Origin of the sequence: Paraburkholderia caffeinilytica (assembly GCF_046030355.1) — a bacterium.
GTDB classification, from domain to species: Bacteria; Pseudomonadota; Gammaproteobacteria; order Burkholderiales; family Burkholderiaceae; genus Paraburkholderia; species Paraburkholderia caffeinilytica_B.
In genome coordinates this window covers 461,066-485,342 of the sequence record NZ_JAQQCQ010000004.1, presented here as the reverse complement: position 1 = coordinate 485,342, position 24,277 = coordinate 461,066, and the positions used below count along the sequence as shown (strand labels likewise).

Genomic DNA, 24,277 nt, shown 5'->3' with positions numbered 1-24,277 from the left:
ATGCCGCAAAGAAAAGTAGGCAAAAGAAAGCGGCTCACACCGCTAGCGCATAAGCGGGTCCCCCGCGCAGTTACGGTAGTGGTGCATCTGGAATCCGTGCTCCCGCACATTCGCCGTTAGTGACAAGGGCGTCATACTTCCGGCGGCGCTGCGCGCGCCGAAGCGCATTTCTTAAAACCGGCCGCTATATTTGTTCCGCGTTTGTGTAGCTGGTTTTGCGCTGTCGCGTTTTGCCCGTTGCCGTGACTTATCGTTGCATTGTCATTGCGATCGTTGCATCGCCATCGCCATCGCCATCACCATTGCGAGTGCGAGTGCGAGTGCGAGTGCGAGTGCGAGCGGAACTGATCGACATTTCGTTTAAAGAGGGGGAGCCGCATAACTGCGGGAGCGCCTTGCCGAGGCGAAGCCGACGGCCCTCACAGACCTCAACCGAAGCCGCTGGTTTCCCATGCAAACCCATCCGCGACGCACGTAGTGCGGAGTGGGAGCTGATGACGGCTTTGTCACTAAGGGCGAATGTGCGGGGGCACGGATTCCAGATGCACCACTACCGTAACTGCGCGGGGGACCCGCTTATACGCTAGCGGTGTGAGCCGCTTTCTTTTGCCTACTTTTCTTTGCGGCATGCAAAGAAAAGTAGGTGCCTGCCCCGCACAGGGGCAACGCTAATAGACCAATAAGAAAACAAGGAAAGGCCAACACCATAAGCAAACAGCCAAACCAGACCCCACAAAAAAAACCACCAACCATCACCCCCCGGCTGGAAGCCTCAAATGATTCCACGCCGCAAACCCAGCAAAAACAACCCCAGCAATACTAACCCCAACCCACCCGAAAACCGGCCATACCACAGCACCCACTCCCGACCCCACGGCACCGCCAATAAAATACGCCACCATATAAACCGTATTCACCCGACTCCGCGCATCAGGCTTCAACGCATAAATCCGAGATTGATTGGAAATCTGCGCCGCCTGCACACCAACATCGAGGATGATCACGCCAATCACCAATCCGGCGATACTCTTCGCCGACAAGCCAAAAACAACAAACGACACAGCCACCAGCGCAATCGACATCGTGATAATCGCCCGCGGTCCGCGTCGATCGGAAAACTTGCCGGCGAGCGGCGCGGCCATCGCCCCCGCAGCACCGACGATCCCGAATAGCCCGGCCGCCTGCGGCCCAAGATGAAATGGCGCGCCCGCCAGCAACAACGCCAGCACCGACCAGAAAATACTGAACGCCGCGAACATCGCCGCGCCGGTCAACGAGGCTTCACGCAGCGCGCGATGCTCGACCACCAGGTGCCACATCGAGACCAGTAACTTGCCATACGGCAGCGTCGACGTCGGCTTGCTCTTCGGCAGACGCATGATGATCACCACCGCCAGCACCAGCAGCGCGACCACCGAAGCGCCGAACACAGCACGCCAGCCGAAATACTCGGCGACAAAACCCGCCGCGGTCCGTGCCAGCAAAATCCCCAGCAATAGTCCACTCATCACCGTGCCGACGGCATGGCCACGCTCGGAAGCCGGCGCGAGTTCGGCCGCGAACGGCACCGCCTGCTGCGCGATGGTGGCGAGCACGCCAATCGCCAGACTGGCGACAATCAACACCGGCAGCGTCGGCGCCGCGGATGCCAGCACCAGCGCGACGCACATGCCCGCGATCTGCAACAGGATCAGGCGGCGTCGATCGAAACGGTCGCCGAGCGGCGCCAGCAACAACATTCCCGCAGCGTAGCCGAGCTGCGTCACGGCCGGCACCGCGCCGACCCACGACGCGCTGTGCGGGAATGATTGCCGCAAATTGTCGAGCAGCGGCTGGTTGTAATAAATGTTGGCTACCGCCACGCCGGCAATCGTCGCGAGCAGGAGCAGCAAGCCGCGCAACGACCGGTCGGCGGAAGCGGGAGTGGAAGCGTCGGATGTGGACATGAGAAGGGACTGTCGATGGACCGGCCCATGCACGGTCCTCAAGCGTGCCGATCATACCGGAGCAGGAAGGATCGTGCTGACGGCCTCAGAACCGCCTTGCAGACAAAATGAGATGGTCGTTCGGATTTCGTTCGTAGAATCGGCGCGCGCAACAAGATCCATTACGTGACCCATCTCATGACCCCACCCTCGAAACCCGAACGCCGACGCATCGGCGGCTGGCTGCTCATCGCCCTGATCTGCCTTGCCGCATGGGTGTTTTCAACCGCGGTTGCATTGCGTGATCCGCTCAAGCTGATGCTCGAATGGGAACTGCTGGCGGTATTCGTGCGCCCTGAAACGCACGGCTGGTATCGCACCGTGATCGCGATGGTCGGCTGTGACGTGATCATCGGATCGTTCATGGTTGCCGGCGCCGGCTGGCTGGCGCTGCTGGCGCGGCGCAAATCAGCGCGTTTTCCGGGGCAGGTGCAGGCATGGCTGCTGGCCATCATCGTCATGCGAACGATTGCCTACCTGCTCGGCGATCACATGACCCACGCCATTGGCATCGACATCGCCATTCCATTCGACGGTTTTATTCAGGCCGTCGTCGCTGCCGCGCTCGGGATACCGTATTTCAGGCTGTCCCGGCGCGTACGGCAAACTTTCGTCGCAGCCTGAAGCGGCGGGGCGACACCCTCAATCGATCAACTCGCCCTCCGGCTCGTAGAACGGATACGGGCCATCCGCTGCATCGACATACGCGTGATGCGTGACGATGCCCGTCGCCGGATCGTAGCGATGCAGCGCATACGCGGGCGGCTCCATCACGAACGCGGAGGGCGCGTCGTCACGCAGATCGAGTCCGACCTGATGCGCCGGTGCCGGCACCGCCGAGGCGATCGTGCCACCAAACCGGACGAACATCGGCCGATGCACGTGACCGCAGATCACCCGCTCCACGTTCGGATAACGCGCGATCAACGCGGCGAGCTTGTCGGCGGCAACGGGATCGAGCCGCAATTCATCCATATGTCCGATTCCGCAGACGAACGGCGGATGATGCAACGCGACCACCGTCGGCCTGCCGCGTGCCGCATCGAGTTGCGTCTCGAGCCAGGCAAGACGCGCATCGCACAGATTGCCGGCGCTTTGACCCGGCACCATCGAATCGAGCGCGATTACGCGTAGCGGTCCGACATCGACCGCGTAGTGCACGAACTCGCCACCGCTATGCAATTCAGTGCGATCGGGAAACGCCGCGCGCAACGCAGTACGTTCGTCGTGATTGCCCACCATCAGGAAGTAGGGGATGTCGAGCGGCGCGAGCAGGGTTTTGAGGTGCGCGTACTGCTCCGGATCGCCCTGGTCGACGAGATCGCCGGTCATGATCACGGCGTCGGGACGCGGCTCCAGTGCATTGAGCGCGGCGACAGTGCGCGCGAGATAGGCGCCGGTGTCGACGCGGCGGTAAGCCAGCGCACCGGGCCGCTTGATATGCAGGTCGCTAATTTGAGCCAGCAGCATGGGGATGTCCTTTTTTTGGCGCGCTAAAAACACAGCGCTGTCTCATTACGATAGCGCAATCAGCGCGTCCTGCACGATCGAAATACCGACCGGTGTGCCGCGCGCGAGTTCGACGCGGCCCGCGACGTCGATCAGCAACGCATCCGGTGCGGCGCCACCGATGGTTAGCCGGGTACGTTCACCGAGAAACGCCGTGCTTTCGATGTTGCCGCGCAACTGCGCGCTGGCCGGATCGGCGAGGTAGGCGTCTTCGGGGCGGAAGAAAAATTCGTGTGCCGTGCCGACTTGCGCGGGATCGGAGGGCAACGGGACGGCGCCGCCGGTCGTCGTCAGCAGACCATCGCGCCGTTCGCCGGCCAACCGGTTGATCGTGCCGACGAACTGCGCGACGGTGCGATTCGCCGGACGATAGTAGATGTCGCGCGGCGACCCGATCTGCTCGATGCGCCCCGCGCTCATCACGACGATGCGGTCACCGAGTTCCATGGCTTCGGCCTGATCGTGGGTCACATAGACGGTCGTGATGCCCAGTTCGCGCAGCAGCGTATTCATCTCGCTGCGCAAGGTGTCGCGCAAACGCGCGTCGAGGGCGGTCAGCGGTTCGTCGAGCAGCAGCACACGGGGCTGAACGGCGAGTGCGCGCGCCAATGCAACACGCTGACGTTGGCCGCCCGAAAGCTGTTCGATGGGTTTGTCCGCGTGCGCGGTGAGACGCATCATGGTGAGCAATTCATCGACACGTTGCCGTGCGGTTTCAGCCGGCACGCGTTTGATCTTCAATCCGTAACCGATGTTGCCGCGCACGGTCAGGTTCGGAAACAGCGCATAGCTCTGGAACACCATGCCGACCTGGCGTTTTTCGATCGGCAGCGCGGTGACGTCTTCGTCGCCGAATGCGATGCTGCCGCCGGCGTCGGGTGTCTCGAGGCCCGCGATCATACGCAGCGTGGTGGTCTTGCCGCAACCGGACGGGCCGAGCAGCACCAGCGTCTCACCGGCGCCGATGTGAAGATCGAGCGGTTCGAGCACACGCGTGCCGCGAAACGTTTTCGCGCATTGCGTGAGCGTGATGGGAACGGAGTCGAGTTTCATGGCATGGACGTCGGTGTAGGCTTCGAACGGGAGGCAGCGATGCGTTTTTTCCCCGCGCTGCGCTGGCCGGTCGCATCGACGCCGAGCCATTGCATCGCGACGAGCAGCGGCATCGTCATGATGAAAAACAGAATCGTGTAGGCGCTGCCGATTTCGATGCGTAACGACGCATAGGTATCGGCGAGACCGACCGGCAGCGTCTTGGTGTCGGGCGTGTGCAGCATCCACGTCAGGTTGAATTCGCCGATCGAGAGCGTCAGCACCGCCAATGCCCCCGCGACGATCCCGGGCCGCGCATTCGGCAGCACGATCGTCACGAAGCGTTGAAAGAAGCTCGCGCCGAGACTCGCCGCACCTTCTTCGAGGGTACGCAGATCGCTGCTCGCACACACGGCAGCGACCGCGCGCACCATGAACGGCAGCGTGAACACCACATGCCCGACGACGATAAACGCGACGCTCATGCGAAACATCGTGAAGCCGCCATAGACCACCAGCAGCGCAAGCGCGGAAGCGAGGCCGGGCAGGGCGATCGGCAGCACCAGAAATTCTTCGATGATGCGCGAGAGCCGCGTCTTGCTGCGCGCGAGCACGTAGCCGGCGGGCACGCCGGTCAGCAGCGTGATGAACAGGGTCGCCGCGGCCACTTCGAGCGAGAGAAATACCGAACCGTGATACTGCGTCCACACTTCGCCGAGCCAGCGCAGCGTGAGTCCGCTCGATACGCCCTTGAAGTAGTTGACCGTGAGCCCAGCCATGATCGACATCACGACCGGCACGATCAGAAATGCGCATAGCAGCAGCGTAACGAGCCATTGTCCGGCTGCGAGCCACGTGCGTGAGGTGGGCAGCCTGAACCGCCGCGCGCGCGGTTTTGCGGCCTGCTTGATGGGCGCCGTGATGGAATTCATCGGAGTTTTGTCATCGGGTTTGGACACACCGCTCATGCGCTTGCCGCGACAGCCGAGCCGCTCACGCTGCGAGCGAACGCCAGCACAGCCCATGTGACGATGCCGAGCACGATCGAGAGCCCCGCGGCCGTCACCATGTTCGCGTTCAACGTGAACTCGGTGTAGATGGTCATGGGCAACACGTCGATGTCGGTGGCCAGGGTGAAGGCGGTGCCGAAAGCGCCCATCGCGGTTGCGAAACAGACGGCGCCCGCCGCGATCAGGCCCGGCGACAACGCGGGTAGGACGATGTCGCGCGTGATACGCCAGGGCGATGCGCCGAGCGAACGCGCGGCTTCTTCGAGCGAGGCATCGAGCTTGGTCGCCGATGCCATCACCGTAACGATCACGCGAGGAATCGAGAAGTACAGGTAACCGAGAAAGAGGCCGCTCATCGAGTAGGCGAATACCCAGCGGTCTCCGGTGAGTTTCAATGACAAGGCGCCGATCAAACCCTGGCGTCCTGCCAGCATGATCACCATGAAGCCGACCACGACGCCAGGGAATGCCAACGGAAATGTCAGCAGCGCGAGCAGCGTGCGTTTGAGCGGAAATTCACGGCGCGCCAGCAGCAAACCGGCGATCATCGAAAGCACCAGCGTCGTCGCCGTGACGGCTGCCGACAGCATGACCGTCGCGCCGAGGCTCGACATGTAGCGCGGATTCGTCAGCATTGCGCGATAGGTTGCGAACGCGTGGCCGTCGCCGCTGATTTGCGCGAGCGCGCCCATCGGCAACAGCCAGAACGCGATGAAAACCGCCAGCGCCGGCGCGATCAAGGCGATGCGCCAGCGCAGCGGGAACGTGACGTCGTTCAATGCATCACCTGTAGATAACGCTCGCCGAAGCTCGACTGTTTCTCGGCCATTTTGCCGAAGTCGACGGATTTGGCGCGGGCGTAGTCGCTTGCGGGCAGGAATTTGGCGGCGGTTTCGGGGCTCATCGCATTCGCGCGCACCGGACGCAGATAGGCTTCGGCCCACAGTTTCTGGCCTTCGTCCGACAGCACGAAATCGAGCACCTTCTTACCGTTCGCTTCATGCGGCGCACCCTTCACGAGACTCATCACGTACGGTACCGAGATCGTGCCTTCCTTCGGGATCACGAATTCGACGTTGGCGTGATCCTTGTATTTCGCGCGGTAAGCGTCGAAGTCATAGTCGAGCAGGATCGGAATCTCACCGGACATCACACGCGCATAGGCGGTCTGCTTCGGGACGATCGGCGCATTGGCCTTCAGCTTGCGGAACCAGTCGAGGCCCGGTTCGAAGTTATCGAGTGTGCCGCCGAGCGCCTGATTCACCGCGACCGCGCCGGCATAGCCGACAAACGCGCTCGACGGATCGAGGTAGCCGATCATGCCTTTGTACTCAGGCTTCAGAAGATCGGCCCACGAGCGCGGCACCGGTTTGCCTTCGAGCGCGTCCTTGTTGACGAAAAAGCCCAGCGTGCCCGAGTGGATCGTGAACCAGTAGCCTTGCGGGTCCTTCATGTTCGCGGGGATGTCGTCCCAGTGCGCGGGCTTGTACGGCTGGATGACGCCTTTGTCTTTCGCCTGGAACGCCGACGACACGCCGAGATACACCACGTCGGCGACGGGACTCTTCTGCTCGGCCATCAATTGCGCAATCGATTGGCCGGAGTTCTTGTTGTCGAACGGGACGCGGATACCGGTCTTTTGCTGGATCGCCTTGATCTGGCTCGCCCAGTCGGCCCATTCGGGCGGGCAGTTGTAGCAGATCGCGGTTTCGTCGGCGTGGGCCGCTTGCGGCGCGAAGGCGGCGAACGCGGCGGTGACGATCATGCCGGCCGAGAGCGCGGTAGTCGCGGTGCGGGCGGCGCGGCGCCAGAGCGGTTTGATCGATGATGCAAAGCGTGTTGAAGAGCGGATCACTGCGGGTCTCCTGGAGCGGAAGCGTGCGGGTGGTTCGGGGTTCGAAGTAGATGATTCAACAGCGGCCTGGCAACGCTGCAAGGCGAACGGCGCATGCAACGCGTTTCCCATTGAGTTGCGCAAACGCTTACGCGATTGCCCACGCAACGGTTTATACAAAAGGTCTTTCGACCGATGCCGAAGCATGCGCCGGCGGTTTCTCGCTGCTGTTCGAAATCGCAGCGACGGTGGCGCCTTGGCGCACGCTGTGCGGCAACGTGAGCGTGAGCGAGGTTTTTTCACCCAATGTTTCGTAAGTGCCGGTTACGCGGGCCAGCAAGCGCCGCCAGGCGGCGCAGCCGATCTCGCGATTCGGCGCGCAGACGCTTGCCAGCGGCGGCGACAGCAATTCGCCCATGGCGAGCCCGTCGAAGCCGAGAATGGACATGTCGTGCGGAATCTGCAGACGCGCACGGCGCAGGCCGCGCATCACGACCATGGCGAGCAGATCGTTGCTGCAGAAAAGGGCTGTGGGGCGGTTCGCGCCGCTGGTCAGATGCGCCAGCACGGACGGCGACAGTTCGTCGGCATTGAAGTCGACCTCGAGCGCGGGCGCAGGGGTGAGGCCGGCCTGCTGCATCGCCTGTGCGTAGCCGAGATGCCGCTGGCGGGCGCGGTCCGAGGCAGAGAGGGTGCCTGCAAGCATCAGGATGCGGCGGTGGCCGTGGGCGATCAGCATGCGTACGCCATCGAACGCGGCGAGGCGGTTGTCGACCGAGACCGAGGGACGCCGCACGGTGTCGTTATGCATCAGCACATAGAGCAGACCGGAACGGTCGAGATCGTCGAGCAGCGGATGCGTGTCGGCATCGGCGACGGTCAGGATCAGGCCTTCCACGCGATGCTCCCGCAGCGTTTCGATGGCGTGGCGCTCGCGGTCGGCATCGTACTGGGTGGTCATCAGCATAAGCCGGTAGCCTTGCGCCGCGGCGAGCTCGTCGATGCCTTGCAGGCATTCGGCGAACACCGGGTTGGCGAGCGTCGGCAGGATCACGCCGATGAGGCGCGTGCGCTCGCCGCGCAACTGCCGGCCCAGCGGGCTGGGGCGAAAGTTGAGGGCGTCGATGGATTGACGTACTTTGTCGAGCGTGACCGGATTCACGGTGTGCGGCGCATTGATCGCGCGCGAGACCGTGGCGATGGAAAAGCCCGCGTGGGCGGCGACATCTTTGATCGTCGGGATCATCGTTTTCCGCTCTGGTTGTAAACGTTTTCGTGAGCGGATTATCGGGAAGGTTTATGACTCCCGGATGACTCCAATTTATGCGCTAGCAGGAGGAAGGGGCGGCATGGGCGGCGGCCGGATTGCGCCGGTTTGGTGCGCTCGCCGGGCAATGGTAGAATTCGCGTCCACGCGTGGTTCTGACCCCTGCCGGGGTGATGAAATTGGTAAACATAGCGGACTTAAAATCCGCCGCCTCACGGCTTGTCGGTTCGAGTCCGATCCCCGGCACCAGAAAGTATTCCGCCCGATTCCGATAAATTCCTGAAACCCTTGGTGCAGCAATGCTTCAAGGGTTTTTTGTTGCCGGCGGCTTTTATGGGCAATACAAACGGCGCGACTACGTCACGCGCCGCTCTCCATCACCCCGCCACTACGACAGCCGCCTCAATTCGATCCCTACCCAGCAGCCGGATCGCTGATGAGATCGTTACCGTTTTCGAGCCGTCCTGCAAAGCGGCGCAAGAATGCGCTCTGCACGTCGACCGTGACGCTGAAGTCGTACCAGTTTCCGCTCGACGCAACCGGCCAGTTCGTCTCCGCCGTCCCTCCTGCAGCGACCGTGAAGGTCCAGGGGCCGTCGGCGCGATACGCATTCGACACCACGGTAAACGTACACGGCCCCATGCCGCTATTTATCAGCGTCAGATAGATGGCGCTGTTGGCGAGGTCATAGCAGACGCGAACTTCCGGATTCGCGGCCGACGCGCCCACCGTGGCCGCGACATCGCCCGCAAACAGCCGCAAGAATCCATTTGCGCCGCGCAACGCGAGACCATAGCGAGTGCCCGTCAATGCCGAACCGTTCCACGAGTCCGTCAATTGCATGCCGGCATCGACCGCATAGCGACGTGGCGGATTCGCCGGTGTCGCGACGTCGTACGCCGAGAACGCCGCGCCCTGTGCGCCGCCGTTCGCGACGATCAACCACAGCGACGCGCTCGACGGATCGACGCGTGCGCTCGCATGAAACTCGTAGGGCAAGGCCTTCGAGGGACGCGTGCCCGGTTCCTGTTTCGGCATGGATTGAGTGGACGGAATGGTAGGCGCCGGCAACGTACTACATTGCAGATCCGCCGCGGCGACATAACCACTGGTATCCGGCAACGACGGCCAGGTGGCATCAGGATTCGCGAAATTTAAAGTCGCGGTCAGATCGCCGCATATCGCGCGACGCCATGCGCTGATATTCGGGCAGTGCACGCCAAAACGCTTCTCGATGAATTGAATCACCGACGTGTGATCGAACACCTGCGAACACACGTAACCACCCTTGCTCCATGGCGAAATCACCGTCATCGGCACGCGAAAGCCGAGACCGATCGGCTGCCCGCCGTAAACTTCGCCGGTGGTCGTCATGGTGGTCTTGCCTTCGCTTGCGGAACCGGGCGGCGTGGGCGGCGGATCGTGATCGAAGAAGCCGCCTTGCTCGTCGTAGTTCAACAGGAATACCGTTTTCGACCAGACGTCCGGCGTCGCGACGAGTCCAGCCAGCAGACGCGCGGTCAGGTCCTCGCCGTACGAAGGCCGATAGTTCGCATGCTCCGACAGCGCCGCCGGTGCAATGATCCACGACACTTGCGGCAAGGTGCCCGCGGCGACATCCGCAGCGAATGCCTGCGCGATGTCAGGGACAGTCGCGAGACCTTTCTTGTAGAGATTGCTGCCCACCGGCGCAGTCTTGAAACTTTGAAACCATGCGAGCGCGTTGTCGTCGAAGTTGTCGGTCTGTTGATAGACCTTCCAGCTGATGTTGGCGGCTTCGAGCGTCTCGGCAAAAGTCGGCCAGCTGAAGCCCGGCGTCGGCTCGGTATTGTCGAGGGTAGGTGACTGTCCGACGGATAAACCATTGCTGCCGCTGAACAGATGCAGCCGGTTCGGATTGGTCTGCGTGAACACCGAGCAATGGTATTGGTCGCAGATCGTGAAAGCGTCGGCCAGCGAGTAGTAGAAGTTCAGATCGGCGCGCGTGAAGTAGCTCATGCCGAGCCCCGGCGCACGCGCCGTATTCCACGCGTTATAGAGACCGTGATTCCACATCGCGATGTCGACCGGATAACTCATTGCCGGTGCGTCGGCGCACATGGCGCTGGTGGTGGTCGAGTCCATGTGGAACGGCAGAATATAGCCGTCGGGATTGCTCGGGTAGGGCTGTTTCCACACCGCATTGCCGTCAGGCAGCGTGATCGCCATGCGGTCGTTGTAACCCCGCACGCCGCGCAGTGTGCCGAAGTAATGGTCGAACGCGCGGTTCTCCTGCATGAATACGACAATGTGCTGGATGTCGTTGATCGTGCCGGTGGCGTTGTTGGCAGGCGTCGCCAGCGCATCGCGGATCAGCGCGGGCATCATCGACGCAGCAGCCGATGCGCCGACCGAACCGGCCGCGAGCCGTAAGAACTGACGTCTTTGATTCGAAATTGTCATCGGGTCACCTTGGAAAATCAGAGCGCGCGCAACGGCCAATGAGCAGGCGTTGCGCGCGGGGTGTTTATCGGGTGCTTAGGGTTGTCGTTCAGTGCAGGTCACGGTGCGCAATGCAGCGTCGACTTCGCCACCGCGGGCGTCGACGCACCCGCGTCAGGCTGACTTGCAACGGGCGGCGCCGATGCATCGCTCTTCGGGCCGTCGCTTTTGCCGCCGCCGCATGCGCCCAACAGCAGCACGATCGCGGCGGCGCCGCAGCACTGGGTGAGGGCGGAGCGAACCGCCCGTGATTGAAACCGGTTCATCGGATCTCCTCCTTCAAGGCAGCAGTGACGCCAGCGAGCGCTTGGACGCGAACAGCGAGAGCACCTGTTGCTGCGTGATCACCTTGTTCCACATCGCCAGGTCGTTGTAGGCCATCGTGCCGAGCACGCCGTTGCCGCGTGAGTAGTAGTTGCCGCGCGCGTCCTCGTTCAGGCCGATGGTCGAGTAGATGCCCGCGATCTTCGCCACGTTCATGCCGGCGAGACTCAGCGTGCCGCTCTGCAAGCCGTAGGTGGGATCGTCGACGTAGGCCGTCGCGGTGAGCGCGGCCGTGTCGAAGGTCATCGCCACATACACCCACACGTTCTTCGTGAATGCGATCGACAGATCCGCGCGCTTGGCTCCGTCGCCGACGTTGAACTTGAACGTGCCATTGCTTTCCTGCGCGATGACAAAGCCCGGATTCAAGCCTGAATTCCAGTCCTTGTTGCCGATTGCGGGAGAATCGTTTTGCAGGTCGTTCGAGTTGAACCAGAAGCCGATTGAGAATTTCGCCTGAGTGCTGACGTCGTCGGCGAGCTTCATGCCGTTCAGGGCGTTGGCCGCGCTGTTCAGCGAAGCGACCTGCATTGCCTTGCCGCTGAAGTTGTCGGCTATCAGCGACTCGGTCGTGGTGGACGCCGGATCGAACTGTTGCAGCGAGACGCTCGGCGTGATCGCGTCGGTGAGACCGGTGTCGAACGAGAAGAAGTGGATCAGGCCGCTGGCGAGCGTGCTGTCGAGCAGTACGGGCTGCACGTAGCTGATCTGCGCGAGCGACGAAACGGCAATGCCGCTGGCAACGAGCGTGTAGTTGAACGTATAGATGCCGTTGGCCGTCTTGCCGAGCTGGCTGTCGACGTAAGAAGTCGCGTCGCCGGGCAGCGTCGCGATCAGCGTGCCGTCGCGGTACAACTGGTATTGCGCGGGGACTGTGGCCGGCGCGGTCCATGACAGCGCGAGGCTCGCCTGATCGGCGCCTGGCGTCGAGGTGAGCGCGCGCGGCGCGCTGCCGCTGAGCAAGGTTGTCCCGTCGATCGCATACGTGGTCGCATCTGGCTGGATCGCGAACCAGCCGAGTACGGTCGGCGTTACGTCGGCCTGGGTGGCGCCGGCTGCAAGTTGCGCGAGCGTCGGCGCGGCGGCAATGGCGCCGGGCGCGGTGGTCGCGCCGGCCACGGTCAGCGGTTGATTCGAAGCAATGAAGGCGGTCTCGTTCGAGAGCAGTGGCAGGCCGCTTTCCGTGCCGGTCGAGTCGAGGCCCTGATCGGTGGTGACGATCACCAGCCACTTTTCGTTGACGCCCGACTGGCCTTGCCGCGCGGCAATGGCTGCGAGTAGCTGGCCAATTTTCTGGTCGGCGGTTGCAAGGGCGTTCGGGTAGTCAGCTTGCAGGCCGGAGCTGGCGGCGACGGTAGCCGGTCCGCTCAGGTTCGCGAACACGAGATCGGCGCTGCCGGTGCTGATTGATTTGGTGGCGGCGTCGACTACGCAGCTATCAACCCCTGCGCAATCCACGGCCGCGTCGACGTACCCTGCGGAGATCGCCGGGGACAGCAACGCGTTCAGCGTGCTCCAGCTATCGAAGGTGGCCGTCTTCCAGTTGCCTGCCTGCTTGATGCGCTTGAACAGCGTGTCCGCCTGGATCGCCTGGCCGGCGTAATCGTTGCGCACGCCGTGACGGTTGGTCCACGTGCCGGTCAGCACAGTGGCCCAGCCGGGACCGGCGAGCGTAGCCTGCTGGGTGGTCGTGCCGCTCACGCCGCCCGCCAGTGCGGGAACGATAGCGAGCTTCGCGAGATTCGGCGCCTTCTGCTGGGCGATAGCCTGCTGCAGTGCCGTGTACTGGACCCCGGAAATACCGATCACCAAGGCCTTCTGACTGGCGGCCACAGGCGGCGTGTTCGGGGTAGCGGGTTGCGTGACGGTTGGTGTGGATGAACCTCCAGCGCTGCCGCCACATCCTGCCAACCCGAGAGAGCATGCCAACGCCGTCAGAACGGCAACCGCGCTCCCCCACATTCGTTGTTTTTTGTTCGACATCCGTCGCTCCCGGACAGAGCTGACGAGGCACGATGCGGTGCCGAACGTCAGCGGGTGATTGAGGAGCCACGAACATTACACGGAAATTATTGCAACACAATGCCACACTAAACAACAAAACAACAACCTTGCTGGAAGTCGTTAGCTGACATATTGCTGTCAAATCGAAGTGGGAAACAGGAGCGCCGGGGGAGAGAGGGAGCGGCCCATAGACTCTTCGACCCTTCCATCGGGAATGGGTACGGTGGCTAAATCGGCAACTCTTCAACTGCCGTTGACGCTGATCGGAAACCCGAACGGACCCAATCGCATTGCAAAACGCCGCGCACATTCCAGCCCGAACGCCGTCGGTGCGACGCCGCGATCGTGCTCCACGTCGAAGCCCATTCGCCATGCAGCGATCCGCTTGCCATAGCACGTGAGCGCGTCGAGCGATTGCATCACGAAAACGATCGCGGGCAATGTCTGGGCATAGAGTGCTTCGGCATCCTGTTCGAGTCCGCTAGCGAAGGCCTGTTGTATTGCGACCTGCCAGTCGAATGTGTCCGGCGCAACGATCAGTCCGGCGCATCCGGCTCGCAGGTTGTCGATGAGTTCCTGTCCGCCCCGGCCATTGAAGACCGGTAACGTATGGCCGAGCGCGTGCAACTGGTCGACGGTGCGCTGAATCGTGGTCGCGGGTCCCTCGCCCTTGAGCAGGCGGAAATTTGGACATTGATTCGCAAGCGCCACGATCGATTCCGTCGACAGTCCGATACCAAGGTATTCGGGCGCGTTCTGAATACCGGCCGGGACACCTGTACGCTGCATGACCGCTGCAAAGAAATCGAAATAGAACGATTCCGGCTTGTCGCGCATCGACGGCGGCTGAAGGATCAGCGACGAAGCGCCGCGCTCGATAGCATAATTCGCCAAGGCGACTTGCGCATCCACGGTGTCGCCCGTGATCGTGACGACGAGCGGTACGCGGGATGCAATGTCTTCGCTGGCCCAGTCGATCAGTTGATGCTTTTCATCAAGCGATAACCGATTTACCTCTGTCGCGAGACCGAGTATGACAATGCTCCGCGCGCCAGCCGCGATCGTCGCATTGATCTGCGTTTGTAATGCTTCGCGATCCAACTGGTTGCGGGTGTCGAAATAGGCGTAGAGCACGGGCCAGATTCCGCTCGGCGAAGAATGGATGTCGGGTGTCATTGATATCGTCTGTCGGCAGGTGGGGGTCAATGCGAATCGCGCGGCACGGCCGCGCCGCTCGATCCGACCAGGAAGTCGAGATCCGCGCCTTGATCCGCTTGCAGCACATGTTCGACGTAGAGCTTGTAGTAACCGCGTGCGGGCGGCGCCGGCGGCTGCCAGGCTGCGCGGCGACGCGCGAGTTCTTCGTCGGTGACGTCCAGATGCAGACGGCGTGCGTCGACGTCGAGTTCGATCATGTCGCCGGTTTGCACGAACGCGAGTGGTCCGCCTGCGGCCGCTTCCGGCGATACATGCAACACCACCGAGCCATAGGCCGTGCCGCTCATGCGGCCGTCCGAAATGCGCACCATGTCCGTGATGCCTTTTTGCAGCACTTTTTTCGGCAGCGGCATGTTGCCGACTTCCGCAAAGCCCGGATATCCCTTCGGTCCCGCGCCTTTGAGCACCATGACGCAGTGCTCGTCGATGTCGAGTGATTCGTCGTCGATCCTGGCGTGCAATTCCTCGACATTCTCGAACACCACCGCACGGCCGCGATGCTTCAGCAGATGCGGCGTCGCCGCCGACGGCTTGATCACCGCGCCGTTCGGCGCCAGATTGCCCTTGAGCACCGCGATGCCGGCCTTCGGCTTGAACGGCTCGGCGAACGTGGTGATGACCTTCTCATCATGATTCGGTGCATTGAGCACGTTGTCCCAGATCGTCTTGCCGTTTACTGTCAGCGCTTCGCGATGCAGCAGGCCTTGCTCGCCGAGTTGCCTGAGCACCGCGGGCAGGCCACCCGCGTAGTAAAAGTCTTCCATCAGGTACTCGCCTGACGGTTGCAGATTCACGAGGCACGGCACGTTCGAGCCGAGCTCCCAGTCTTCCAGCGACAACTCCACGCCAATGCGTTTGGCCAGTGCGATCAGATGCACGACTGCATTGGTCGAGCCGCCGATCGCCGCATTGGTGCGAATCGCGTTTTCGAACGCCTGGCGCGTGAGGATCTTGTCCATCGTCAGATCCTCGCGAACCATATCGACGATGCGCCGCCCGGCCAGATGCGCGAGGACTTGGCGGCGTGCATCGACCGCTGGAATCGCCGCGTTGTGCGGCAAACCCATGCCGAGCGACTCGACCATCGAGGCCATCGTCGACGCCGTGCCCATCGTCATGCAGTGGCCACGCGAGCGGTTCATGCACGACTCGGCTTCGGTGAATTCCTCCTGCGTCATCGTCCCGGCGCGCACTTCCTCGGACATCTGCCAGACGCCGGTTCCGGAACCAATGTTCTTGCCACGGAACCGTCCGTTGAGCATCGGGCCACCCGAGACGGCCAAGGCCGGCAGATTGCACGACGCCGCGCCCATCAGCAGCGCCGGCGTGGTCTTGTCGCAACCCACCAGCAGAATCACGCCGTCCATCGGATTGCCGCGAATCGACTCCTCGACGTCCATCGAAGCAAGATTGCGAAACAGCATCGCGGTAGGGCGCAGATTCGACTCGCCGAGCGACATGACCGGAAACTCGAGCGGCAAACCGCCCGCTTCATGCACGCCTTTTTTCACGTACTCGGCCAGCTCGCGGAAATGCGCATTACACGGCGTCAGTTCGGACCACGTATTACAGATGCCGATTACCGGACGTCCGTCGAATTCGTCGTGCGGAATGCCCTGGTTCTTCATCCACGAGCGGTGAATGAAACTGTCCTTATCGTTTCTGCCGAACCAGCTCTGCGAGCGAAGTTTGCGCATGTCGTCTCCTTCTATGTCTGTTGAGTACTCTTTGATAACCCGTTAATCGACTATGCCCGCGAGCGCAGTGCTCCGCCGCGACCCATTGCGTCGAGATCGCGCCGCGTCGAGAGGAGTAGCCAGGTCATGGCCGCATGCGCCTCCGCTGGCTGTCGCCGGCGAATCGCTTCAAAGACGTTCCAGTGCAACTGCAAGGATTCTTTCGGGGAGGTTGCATGCCGACCCGTCACGCGAATCTCGGCGGCGAGCGCTGCCCGGATCGTCACGATCAGCTGTCGTAAAACCCAGTTCCCGGTTGCGTCGATGATGGAGGTGTGGAAAGACAGATCAGCGTCGTGCCAACCGGGGCCGCGCGTTCCTTCGGCCTGAGCGCCCATTGAGGTGAGCGCGGTTTCGATCCGTTCGATGTCCCGGTCGTTTGCGCGTTGTGCGGCGAGCTCCGCTGCGCGAGGTTCGATCAGTAGACGTGCCTCGATCAGGTCCTGGAAAAACTCGACGTCCGCTACGTACGTGACGGCTACGTCAAGCACGGTTGGGTCCAGCAGATTCCAGTCGCTGCGGGGCAGCACGCTGGCGCCTTTGCGCCGACGTACTTCGATCAGGCCGAGGGACTGCAGCTTCTGCATGGCCTCGCGCGCGGCGGTTCGGCTGACCCCTCTCGCCTCGGCCAGTTCGATCTCGTTCGGCAGCGAGGCGCCCGGCGCATGCCGCCCGGACACGATTGCTTCGATCAGATCTGCGACGATCGACTCATGCAGCTTCAACATCCACGCTCTCCCAATCAATAATTTAGTCTGACATATTTTTGTGCATCAAGCCAATTGCGAGGCTCATAGCGCGATATTTGGGATAATATGACATACATATATCGTTGACGAAGATGAGTTCGTTGCTCGTACTCGTTGTGCGTCGAATGTGTGTTTGTGAAACGGGAATAGGGCGCCAGTGGGGAGAGATTTTTGCCGAACACTCATCCTGCTTTTGGATACCACGCGGGCGGGACGCGCTTAGCTTGTGACGGACTTGCCGCCCAAATCCCGCGAAGGTGAAAAGCGGGTGGCGGCTACGATCAAAGAGGGCGCAGCCAATGCCCCCGCTTGCGGGAACGATGACTCGCTCTGGATCGCCATGAACTCAACAAATGGCTCAACGCTGTCGTAACCCATGGAGATCTGCCGGCAGCAGGCGACATTGGAATGCGCAGTAATCCTTGATAAAACGGAGACGTAGCATTGCATGCTACGATTCCGCAAAGATCACGACGGAGACAGCCATGTGGGACAAGATCGAACACAACGGATACGAAGTCTGGGTGCTGCCGATTCTTGCATACGGTCCCCCGGCTCCCACCACCTTGTGGCATTACTCTGCGTACATCTGCCGCCACGGTTCCTCTGCCCATCTCGCGGGGCAGAGCATTCGTTTCCAGGAACTTGCCACCACGTTCGGCAGCGAAGAAGCCGCCCGCGAGGCCGGATATGTCGAAGGCAAGCGGCGCGTCGACATGATGTTCGAAGACGGCTCGGGTGCCGGCAACGGCTGATCGCCGCTCTCATTGTTCAAAATGGACCTCTGGATTCAGCCCTGCACACGGTGTGCCGATTTATACGGGCAGCCCGCTACTGTGGCGCCGCATCACGACCTGACGCGTAACAGCGTCGGCGCGGTGAAAGATGCGCAAGCAGAAGAGCATTACACTTGCGTGCGCTGCGGCGCCGTGTTTGCGCGCATTCTCGCAGGTGCGCCTACGCGACAGATGTGGATGCTTCTGAACGCCGGGCAGCACTGATTTTCTTGTACCGGAGAGTCGACTTACGGACAGTTCTTTCACGCGGGGATTTCTCGAAGCTACCGACGGAGGCCGCCATGTGGACCTGTCGAAACTGCAATGTGTCGTTCGAACTCGATCGCGTCGAACCGGAAGTCGATGCACACGGATTCTTTTTCCTCTGTCCTGCCTGCGACTACCGAAACAAACTGGTGGATACAGGTCTGGACACGACAGGGCGCCCAAAGCTTGTTCAGAGCGACGACGGGCTCTCGCCTCACGATCAGCCTGACTGAGGCAACGCCGCCGAACCCTTTCCGCGGGTAAGCGTACTCGAGATACAGCGCGTCGCCGTCGCGGATGATCCGGCAACGAAGTTAGCCGGTGAACCGGGAAAGAAGCAGCGCATAATGCTGAAATCCCTTTGTCAGAATGATGGAGGCAGATATGGCCACGTTCGCTATAGACGCCATTCGCATCAACCCGACGAACGACAGGCTGACCCACGTGCGTTGGGCTCCGGTTGACCCCGCGACGCGTGACTGGTTGTCCGCTCCGTCGATCGTCGAGGTGGCCGAAGTCGTGGCCGCGATCCGTAGGGGAGATGTTGTCTGGTCCCTTTTTACGCTCGGCGGCACACGGTTTCTGGGGCCAAAAATCGTGTCTGTCTCTCACGCCGACGGCCGTGACGGGATTGACACCGACGTCCCCGGCGAGCACGTCGAAAAATGTATTGACGACCTCCCGCGTGTCTGACCGCGCGCGCTCGCTTATGCGGACCTTGGCGCAGCAGATCTGCCGTTGCGGCGCGGATAATTGCGCCTTGGCATAGAACGTCGGCATGTTTAAGGTAAATTGGCCGTTCTTGAGCGCGCCTTTCAGCGAGACACCATGAAAAACGGAAAATCAAAACTCACGCGTCGTGATGCAGACAGTCTTTTCCCCGATCTGCAGCAAAGCGGCGCCCATCTCGCTAGCCGGCCCGATAACCCATTCGGAGAAGACGTCCGCAGAACCACCGATCGGCGCGATCGTGACGAGGCATCGCTTTGGAAAGATAACCTCGTCACCTTGCCTGCAGCGATCGAGTTGCCGCCGGGGTACGCGTCGGTATCGCACGTGCGCGATGCAATGGAGCGGGCATGGCGGATGAAATGGGTCCGGGAAAGCGGCAGCGAGGTCGTCGCTGAATTTCCCGAAGGCTGGGCGGCGATTCGCCCGGCCAGCGGGCCCGTGGAATTAAAGGACGCCACCGGCGTGGTCCGGGCCGTGTACGGCTGGGCAGGGGATGCTGAAGTGAGACTGCTGCCGCGGTATCGGGTCGAATCGCAGGAGAACAGTTCGAGCGGTCTTGGCAGCGTGCTTGTTCGTGATCGCGAGAACGGCCAGATTCTCGAGCGATCGTCGACATGGTCTGCGCAGACTGGGACCCACCATCCCGATTGGACCCGGCTGTCCGCGTGGCTCGACAAACAGTATCCGCTTCACCGGGATCCGCTGCGGCTCTGGACGGATTGCGAAGACAATCGCGGTTGAATCCGGCTCAACGCGAAACGAAAGTCCGCATTCCACTGTCTCCGCCGCGAGGCATGCAACCCGTGCCGTCGCCATTCGCAAAGAACCCCATCATGCAACACCTGAAATACCTGACAGGCTATCCGGCCGGGCTACAGGAAAAAGTCAAAAAGCTGATAGCCGACGAACAACTCGGCCCATACCTCGTGAAGCGGTACCCCGACACGCACACAGTGCAAACAGACAGGGCGCTTTACGAGTACTGCGCGGAACTCAAGCGCGAACACCTTCGCAACGGCGCGCAAATCGACAAAGTCACCTACGACAGCAAGCTCGACGTCGTGCGTCATGCGCTGGGCCTGCATACGAGCATCTCGCGCGTGCAGGGCGGCAAGCTGAAGGCAAAGAAGGAAATCCGCATCGCCTCGCTTTTCAGGGACGCCGCGCCGGAATTCCTGAAAATGATCGTCGTGCACGAACTCGCTCACTTGAAAGAAAGCGATCACAACAAGGCGTTCTACCGCCTCTGCGAGTTCATGCAACCGGGCTATCACCAGATCGAATTTGATCTGCGCCTGTATCTGACGCATCGTGATCTGAAGAAAAGCCAGCGCTGAGTGTCGAGATTCACGGCCGATCCGAATCCCGGCACAGCGCAAACCAGAGCAACGTTTAGCCGTTAAGCCGCCACTGCCTCCATCGTCTCGACCGCCTCAACCGCCGAGGCCGTCAACAACACCGGAATCGACTTCGACGTCGGCGTCCCCGCGCCATCGGCAACCGAAGAGAGCGGCACCAGCGGATTCGTCTCCGGATAGTAAGCGCCGAGACAGCCACGCGGAATGTCGTATTCCACCAGCAGGAACCCAGCCGCGTGACGCTCGATCCCATCGGCCCACACGCTCGTGATATCCACGCGCTGGCCCGCAACGAAACCCAGCATCGCGAGATCGTCCTTGTTGGCGAACAGCACGCGTCGCTGCCCGTACACACCGCGATAGCGGTCGTCGAGGCCATAGATCGTCGTGTTGTACTGGTCGTGGGAACGCGTTGTCATCAGGGTCATCAGACGCTCGCCGTGCTCTGCGCGCGCCTGATGAATCGGCGTATCGACGTCGATGGCATGCACGAGGAATTGTGCCTTGCCGCTCGGCGTTTTCCAGATCCGCTCGCGTGACGCCACCCCTAAGTGAAAGCCGCCCGGGTTCTTGAGACGCTCGTTGTAGTCGTGGAAGCCGTCGATCACCTGGGCGATGCCGTCGCGAATCAATGCATAGTCGGCGGCCTGAGCGAGCCAGTCGACCTTGCCGCTGCCGAGCGTGGCGTGCGCCATGCGCGCGACGATGGCAATCTCCGACAACAGATTCGCCGAGGCCGGCTTATTCATACCGTACGAGATGTGCACCATGCTCATCGAATCCTCGACGCTCACGCCTTGCGCCACACCATTCTGCAAGTCGATCTCGGTGCGTCCGAGCGTCGGCAGAATCAGCGCGTCGCGTCCGTGGATGAGGTGGCTGCGGTTCAGCTTGGTCGTGATGTGCACGGTCAGTTCGCACGAGCGCATCGCTTCCCATGTGCGCGGCGTGTCCGGCGTCGCGATCGAGAAATTGCCGCCGAGGCCGATGAACACCTTCACCTTGCCGTCGAGCATCGCCTGGATCGTGTTGACGACGTCGAGTCCATGCTCGCGCGGCGGCTCGAAATCGTAGACTTCGCCGAGTCGATCGAGAAACGCCTGAGTCGGCCTTTCTTCGATGCCGACCGTGCGGTCGCCTTGCACATTTGAGTGTCCGCGCACGGGGCACAAGCCCGCACCGCGTCGGCCGATATTGCCGCGCATCATCATCAGGTTCGACAGGATCTGCACCGTCGGCACGGAGTTCTTGTGCTGCGTGAGACCCATGCCCCACGTCGAGATCACCGCGCGGCCCTTCACGTAGATGTCGGCCAGCTTCAGCACGTCTTCGAACGGCACGCCCGATTCGGCGACGATCGTGTCCCAGTTTTCCGCACGCAGATCGTCGGCGAACGCATCGAAACCGACTGTGTGTTCGGCGATGAACGCAACGTCGAGCACACGCGCGAGACCCGACGCCAACGCTTCGTCGTCGAGTTCGATCACGCGTTTGGCGACGCCCTTGATCAGCGCAAAATCGCCGCCGACTTTCGGCCGGATGAACACGGAGCTGATTTTCGTGCTGCCCATCGTGATCATTTCAACCGGATGCTGCGGGCTGGCAAAGCGTTCGAGTCCGCGTTCCTTCAGCGGATTGATCGACACGATAATCGCGCCGCGTTTCGCGCATTCGCGTAGTTCGCCCAGCATGCGCGGATGGTTGGTCGCGGGATTCTGGCCGAAGATCAGAAGCGTATCGGCGTGTTCGAAGTCGTCGAGCGTGACCGTGCCCTTGCCGATGCCGACCGTGTGCGGCAAGCCGCGGCTGGTCGCTTCGTGGCACATGTTCGAGCAGTCGGGGAAATTGTTGGTGCCGTACATGCGCACGAACAACTGGTACAGGAATGCGGCTTCGTTGCTGGCGCGGCCCGAGGTGTAGAAGGCGGCGCTGTCGGGATCGTCGAGGCGCTTCAGGTGATCGGCGATCAGATCGAAGGCTTCGTCCCAGCCGATCGGCACGTAACGGTCGCGCATCGCGTCGTAGACGAGCGGGTCGGTCAGGCGGCCGTGCTGTTCCAACTCGAAATCCGACTGCGCCATCAGTTCTTCGACCGTATGGTTCTCGAAGAACGCCGGTGTCACGCGCTTGCTGGTTGCCTCGGCGGCGACGGCCTTGACGCCGTTTTCGCAGAACTCGAAGGTCGACGCATGCTCGCGATCCGGCCACGCGCAGCCCGGGCAGTCGAAGCCGTCCGGCTGATTCTGCTTGAGCAGCATGCGGTAGTCGCCACCCGTCACCTTTTCCTTGAGCAGGTTGATGGCGACGTATTTGAGCGCGCCCCAGCCGGCGGCGGGGTGCGTGTACGGTTCGATGCGAGCTTCGGGTTTCTTCATGATCTTGCCGCCGGAGGTGGCCTGGACGAGGCTTTTATGCCGATGCACGGAAGCCTACTGTGTTCCAAAAACGGCGCAGCATACAGAAAATCGGAAAGGAGAGGGGTACAGTTACCGGAAATTTGTCATAGACTGGCGTTTCCGCCGCGCGCCTGCTTGAGCCAAGGTCTTGAAACTGTACGAAAAACTCGCCGATGAAATAACCGAAGCCGTGCGCCGTGGGGTCTTTGCGGTCGGCGAGCGGATTCCGTCGGTGCGGCAGGCGAGCCAGCAGCACGGCGTCAGCATCAAGACCGTGCTGCACGCGTACGCGTTGCTGGAAAGCCGGGGGATGGTCGAGACCCGGCCGCAGTCGGGCTATTTCGTGCGCGACGCGGTGGCGACGGCCGCGACGCTCGACGAGCCGCGTCTGAACCGCCAGCCGTCAGCTCACACGCCGCCGGTGGCCGCTGCAGTCGACGTGAGCCGCCTCGTGCTGTCCACCTTGCGCAGCATCCGTGCGCACGACGCCGTGCCGCTCGGCTCGCCGTATCCGGACCCGTCGCTGTTCCCGTGGCGGCGCATCAACCAGTATGCGAACGCGATCGCACGGCGTCACGCGAGCTGGAATCTGATCGACGATTTGCCGCCCGGCAATCCGGAGCTGATCCGGCAGATCGCGCGCCGCTATGCCGAGAATGGCGTGCCGGTCGATCCCGACGAAATCATCATCACGCTCGGCGCGACGGAGGCGATCAACCTCAGCTTGCAGGCGGTCGCCAAACCGGGCGATACGGTTGCCGTCGAGTCGCCGACGTACTACGCGATGCTGCACGCTATCGAGCGTCTCGGCATGCGCGCCATCGAAGTGGCGACGCATCCGGTCCATGGTATCGATATCGAGGCGTTGGCCCAGGTCATCGCGCGGCAGAAGATATCTGCGTGCATGGTGATGCCGAACTTCCAGAATCCGCTCGGTTTCCAGATGCCGGACGCGCGTAAGCAGCAACTGGTCGAACTGCTTGCCGCGCACGAGATTCCCGTCATCGAGAACGATGTCTATCAGGAGCTGTACTTCGGCGAGGCGCGGCCGTCGACTTTGAAAGACTTCGATACCAAGGGGCTGGTGCTGCATTGCGCGTCGTTTTCGAAGAGCCTGACCGCGTCGTACCGGATCGGCTGGGCAATGCCGGGGCGCTACCGCGCGCAGGTCGAGAAGCTGAAGTTTCTCAACACGCTGACGACGCCCTCGGTGCCGCAAGTCGCTGTCGCCGATTACCTGAAGCAGGACGGTTACGATCGGCATCTGCGGCACGTGCGCAAGGTCTACCGGCAACAGGCGAGCATCATGATGGCGATGGTGCAGCGGTTTTTCCCGGCGGGCACGCGCGTGTCGACGCCGCAAGGCGGGTACGTGCTGTGGGTGGAATTGCCCGAGCGTGTCGATTCGATGCGGCTCTATCAGGCGGCACTCGCGCGCAGCATCACGATCGGACCGGGCATGATGTTTTCGATGCGCGACGATTTTCGCCACTTCATCCGGCTCAATTACAGCTATCCGTGGACGGCGCAGACCGAGGCGGCATTGAAGACGCTGGGTGAACTGGTGGCGCAGATGGCCTGACAGGGCGGCGCAGGGTT

General features: G+C 61.9%; 22 protein-coding genes and 1 tRNA gene. 8 read left to right on the top strand and 15 right to left on the bottom strand.

What is annotated here, in order from left to right:
• Positions 1 to 752 precede the first annotated feature (752 nt).
• Positions 753 to 1,946, bottom strand: a complete 1,194-nt coding sequence (locus PQQ95_RS09140) for an MFS transporter (RefSeq protein WP_408436977.1) — start codon at positions 1,944 to 1,946, stop codon at positions 753 to 755.
• Positions 1,947 to 2,123: 177 nt separating this feature from the next.
• Here PQQ95_RS09140 and PQQ95_RS09135 point away from each other — a divergent pair, with 177 nt between their 5' ends.
• Positions 2,124 to 2,609 (top strand): DUF2569 domain-containing protein, encoded by a 486-nt coding sequence (locus PQQ95_RS09135; RefSeq protein ID WP_408436975.1) that lies wholly within the window; start codon positions 2,124 to 2,126, stop codon positions 2,607 to 2,609.
• Between the two features lie 18 nt (positions 2,610 to 2,627).
• Here the strand turns inward: PQQ95_RS09135 and PQQ95_RS09130 are convergent, their stop codons facing one another.
• From PQQ95_RS09130 to PQQ95_RS09105, 6 genes are all read right to left on the bottom strand, one after another.
• Positions 2,628 to 3,455: a phosphodiesterase gene (locus tag PQQ95_RS09130; RefSeq protein WP_408436974.1), complete on the bottom strand. Its 828-nt coding sequence runs from the start codon at positions 3,453 to 3,455 to the stop codon at positions 2,628 to 2,630.
• Between the two features lie 45 nt (positions 3,456 to 3,500).
• Positions 3,501 to 4,547 (bottom strand): ABC transporter ATP-binding protein, encoded by a 1,047-nt coding sequence (locus tag PQQ95_RS09125; protein WP_408436972.1) that lies wholly within the window; start codon positions 4,545 to 4,547, stop codon positions 3,501 to 3,503.
• Positions 4,544 to 5,458 (bottom strand): ABC transporter permease, encoded by a 915-nt coding sequence (locus PQQ95_RS09120; protein ID WP_408436970.1) that lies wholly within the window; start codon positions 5,456 to 5,458, stop codon positions 4,544 to 4,546. The genes PQQ95_RS09125 and PQQ95_RS09120 overlap by 4 nt, the downstream gene beginning before the upstream one ends.
• A 32-nt stretch (positions 5,459 to 5,490) precedes the next feature.
• Entirely contained in the window at positions 5,491 to 6,315 is an 825-nt protein-coding gene (locus PQQ95_RS09115) for an ABC transporter permease (RefSeq protein WP_408436968.1), read from the bottom strand.
• Complete coding sequence (locus PQQ95_RS09110) at positions 6,312 to 7,391, bottom strand: ABC transporter substrate-binding protein (RefSeq protein ID WP_408436966.1); 1,080 nt, start codon at positions 7,389 to 7,391, stop codon at positions 6,312 to 6,314. The genes PQQ95_RS09115 and PQQ95_RS09110 overlap by 4 nt, the downstream gene beginning before the upstream one ends.
• A 151-nt stretch (positions 7,392 to 7,542) precedes the next feature.
• Positions 7,543 to 8,616, bottom strand: a complete 1,074-nt coding sequence (locus PQQ95_RS09105) for a LacI family DNA-binding transcriptional regulator (RefSeq protein WP_408436964.1) — start codon at positions 8,614 to 8,616, stop codon at positions 7,543 to 7,545.
• A gap of 185 nt (positions 8,617 to 8,801) precedes the next feature.
• Here PQQ95_RS09105 and PQQ95_RS09100 point away from each other — a divergent pair.
• Positions 8,802 to 8,886: transfer RNA gene (locus PQQ95_RS09100), tRNA-Leu, on the top strand.
• Between the two features lie 165 nt (positions 8,887 to 9,051).
• On the opposite strand, the gene PQQ95_RS09095 is transcribed toward PQQ95_RS09100, so the two are convergent.
• From PQQ95_RS09095 to PQQ95_RS09065, 7 genes are all read right to left on the bottom strand, one after another.
• Entirely contained in the window at positions 9,052 to 11,079 is a 2,028-nt protein-coding gene (locus tag PQQ95_RS09095) for a phosphocholine-specific phospholipase C (RefSeq protein ID WP_408436962.1), read from the bottom strand.
• A gap of 98 nt (positions 11,080 to 11,177) precedes the next feature.
• Entirely contained in the window at positions 11,178 to 11,384 is a 207-nt protein-coding gene (locus PQQ95_RS09090) for a hypothetical protein (protein ID WP_408436960.1), read from the bottom strand.
• A 13-nt stretch (positions 11,385 to 11,397) separates the two neighbouring features.
• A complete protein-coding gene (locus tag PQQ95_RS09085) occupies positions 11,398 to 13,425 on the bottom strand; it encodes a LamG-like jellyroll fold domain-containing protein (RefSeq protein ID WP_408436958.1) in 2,028 nt (675 codons plus the stop codon).
• A gap of 264 nt (positions 13,426 to 13,689) precedes the next feature.
• Positions 13,690 to 14,622: a dihydrodipicolinate synthase family protein gene (locus PQQ95_RS09080; RefSeq protein WP_408436956.1), complete on the bottom strand. Its 933-nt coding sequence runs from the start codon at positions 14,620 to 14,622 to the stop codon at positions 13,690 to 13,692.
• Positions 14,623 to 14,648: 26 nt separating this feature from the next.
• A complete protein-coding gene (locus PQQ95_RS09075) occupies positions 14,649 to 16,361 on the bottom strand; it encodes an IlvD/Edd family dehydratase (protein ID WP_408436954.1) in 1,713 nt (570 codons plus the stop codon).
• A gap of 50 nt (positions 16,362 to 16,411) precedes the next feature.
• Positions 16,412 to 17,128, bottom strand: a complete 717-nt coding sequence (locus PQQ95_RS09070; RefSeq protein ID WP_408436952.1) for a FadR/GntR family transcriptional regulator — start codon at positions 17,126 to 17,128, stop codon at positions 16,412 to 16,414.
• Positions 17,129 to 17,368: 240 nt separating this feature from the next.
• Positions 17,369 to 17,599: a hypothetical protein gene (locus PQQ95_RS09065; protein ID WP_408436950.1), complete on the bottom strand. Its 231-nt coding sequence runs from the start codon at positions 17,597 to 17,599 to the stop codon at positions 17,369 to 17,371.
• 35 nt (positions 17,600 to 17,634) lie between these two features.
• On the opposite strand from PQQ95_RS09065, the gene PQQ95_RS09060 reads away from it, so the two are divergent.
• The 5 genes from PQQ95_RS09060 (at position 17,635) to PQQ95_RS09040 (ending at position 20,261) form a co-directional block, all read left to right on the top strand.
• Positions 17,635 to 17,904: a hypothetical protein gene (locus PQQ95_RS09060; RefSeq protein ID WP_408436948.1), complete on the top strand. Its 270-nt coding sequence runs from the start codon at positions 17,635 to 17,637 to the stop codon at positions 17,902 to 17,904.
• Between the two features lie 323 nt (positions 17,905 to 18,227).
• The gene (locus tag PQQ95_RS09055; protein WP_408436946.1) at positions 18,228 to 18,425 is read left to right on the top strand and encodes a hypothetical protein; all 198 of its coding nucleotides are present in this window, start codon (positions 18,228 to 18,230) and stop codon (positions 18,423 to 18,425) included.
• Positions 18,426 to 18,576: 151 nt separating this feature from the next.
• Positions 18,577 to 18,885: a hypothetical protein gene (locus PQQ95_RS09050; protein WP_408436944.1), complete on the top strand. Its 309-nt coding sequence runs from the start codon at positions 18,577 to 18,579 to the stop codon at positions 18,883 to 18,885.
• 135 nt (positions 18,886 to 19,020) lie between these two features.
• Positions 19,021 to 19,665: a hypothetical protein gene (locus PQQ95_RS09045; protein WP_408437005.1), complete on the top strand. Its 645-nt coding sequence runs from the start codon at positions 19,021 to 19,023 to the stop codon at positions 19,663 to 19,665.
• 92 nt (positions 19,666 to 19,757) lie between these two features.
• Entirely contained in the window at positions 19,758 to 20,261 is a 504-nt protein-coding gene (locus PQQ95_RS09040) for a M48 metallopeptidase family protein (protein WP_408436942.1), read from the top strand.
• 62 nt (positions 20,262 to 20,323) lie between these two features.
• On the opposite strand, the gene PQQ95_RS09035 is transcribed toward PQQ95_RS09040, so the two are convergent.
• Positions 20,324 to 22,657: an FdhF/YdeP family oxidoreductase gene (locus PQQ95_RS09035; RefSeq protein WP_408436940.1), complete on the bottom strand. Its 2,334-nt coding sequence runs from the start codon at positions 22,655 to 22,657 to the stop codon at positions 20,324 to 20,326.
• A 169-nt stretch (positions 22,658 to 22,826) separates the two neighbouring features.
• Between PQQ95_RS09035 and PQQ95_RS09030 the strand changes: the two genes are divergently transcribed.
• The gene (locus tag PQQ95_RS09030; RefSeq protein WP_408436938.1) at positions 22,827 to 24,260 is read left to right on the top strand and encodes an aminotransferase-like domain-containing protein; all 1,434 of its coding nucleotides are present in this window, start codon (positions 22,827 to 22,829) and stop codon (positions 24,258 to 24,260) included.
• Positions 24,261 to 24,277: the final 17 nt, after the last annotated feature.

Excerpts from the sequence above, each read along its gene's own strand:
- PQQ95_RS09095 (WP_408436962.1), bottom strand. The coding sequence starts at position 11,079 with ATGACAATTTCGAATCAAAGACGTCAGTTCTTACGGCTCGCGGCCGGT.
- PQQ95_RS09065 (WP_408436950.1), bottom strand. The coding sequence starts at position 17,599 with ATGCAATGCTACGTCTCCGTTTTATCAAGGATTACTGCGCATTCCAAT.
- PQQ95_RS09055 (WP_408436946.1), top strand. The coding sequence starts at position 18,228 with ATGTGGACCTGTCGAAACTGCAATGTGTCGTTCGAACTCGATCGCGTC.
- PQQ95_RS09070 (WP_408436952.1), bottom strand. The coding sequence starts at position 17,128 with ATGTTGAAGCTGCATGAGTCGATCGTCGCAGATCTGATCGAAGCAATC.
- PQQ95_RS09135 (WP_408436975.1), top strand. The coding sequence starts at position 2,124 with ATGACCCCACCCTCGAAACCCGAACGCCGACGCATCGGCGGCTGGCTG.
- PQQ95_RS09085 (WP_408436958.1), bottom strand. The coding sequence starts at position 13,425 with ATGTCGAACAAAAAACAACGAATGTGGGGGAGCGCGGTTGCCGTTCTG.
- PQQ95_RS09045 (WP_408437005.1), top strand. The coding sequence starts at position 19,021 with ATGAAAAACGGAAAATCAAAACTCACGCGTCGTGATGCAGACAGTCTT.
- PQQ95_RS09130 (WP_408436974.1), bottom strand. The coding sequence starts at position 3,455 with ATGCTGCTGGCTCAAATTAGCGACCTGCATATCAAGCGGCCCGGTGCG.
- PQQ95_RS09120 (WP_408436970.1), bottom strand. The coding sequence starts at position 5,458 with ATGAATTCCATCACGGCGCCCATCAAGCAGGCCGCAAAACCGCGCGCG.
- PQQ95_RS09125 (WP_408436972.1), bottom strand. The coding sequence starts at position 4,547 with ATGAAACTCGACTCCGTTCCCATCACGCTCACGCAATGCGCGAAAACG.
- PQQ95_RS09105 (WP_408436964.1), bottom strand. The coding sequence starts at position 8,616 with ATGATCCCGACGATCAAAGATGTCGCCGCCCACGCGGGCTTTTCCATC.
- PQQ95_RS09090 (WP_408436960.1), bottom strand. The coding sequence starts at position 11,384 with ATGAACCGGTTTCAATCACGGGCGGTTCGCTCCGCCCTCACCCAGTGC.
- PQQ95_RS09075 (WP_408436954.1), bottom strand. The coding sequence starts at position 16,361 with ATGCGCAAACTTCGCTCGCAGAGCTGGTTCGGCAGAAACGATAAGGAC.
- PQQ95_RS09060 (WP_408436948.1), top strand. The coding sequence starts at position 17,635 with ATGTGGGACAAGATCGAACACAACGGATACGAAGTCTGGGTGCTGCCG.
- PQQ95_RS09035 (WP_408436940.1), bottom strand. The coding sequence starts at position 22,657 with ATGAAGAAACCCGAAGCTCGCATCGAACCGTACACGCACCCCGCCGCC.
- PQQ95_RS09040 (WP_408436942.1), top strand. The coding sequence starts at position 19,758 with ATGCAACACCTGAAATACCTGACAGGCTATCCGGCCGGGCTACAGGAA.
- PQQ95_RS09080 (WP_408436956.1), bottom strand. The coding sequence starts at position 14,622 with ATGACACCCGACATCCATTCTTCGCCGAGCGGAATCTGGCCCGTGCTC.
- PQQ95_RS09050 (WP_408436944.1), top strand. The coding sequence starts at position 18,577 with ATGGCCACGTTCGCTATAGACGCCATTCGCATCAACCCGACGAACGAC.
- PQQ95_RS09140 (WP_408436977.1), bottom strand. The coding sequence starts at position 1,946 with ATGTCCACATCCGACGCTTCCACTCCCGCTTCCGCCGACCGGTCGTTG.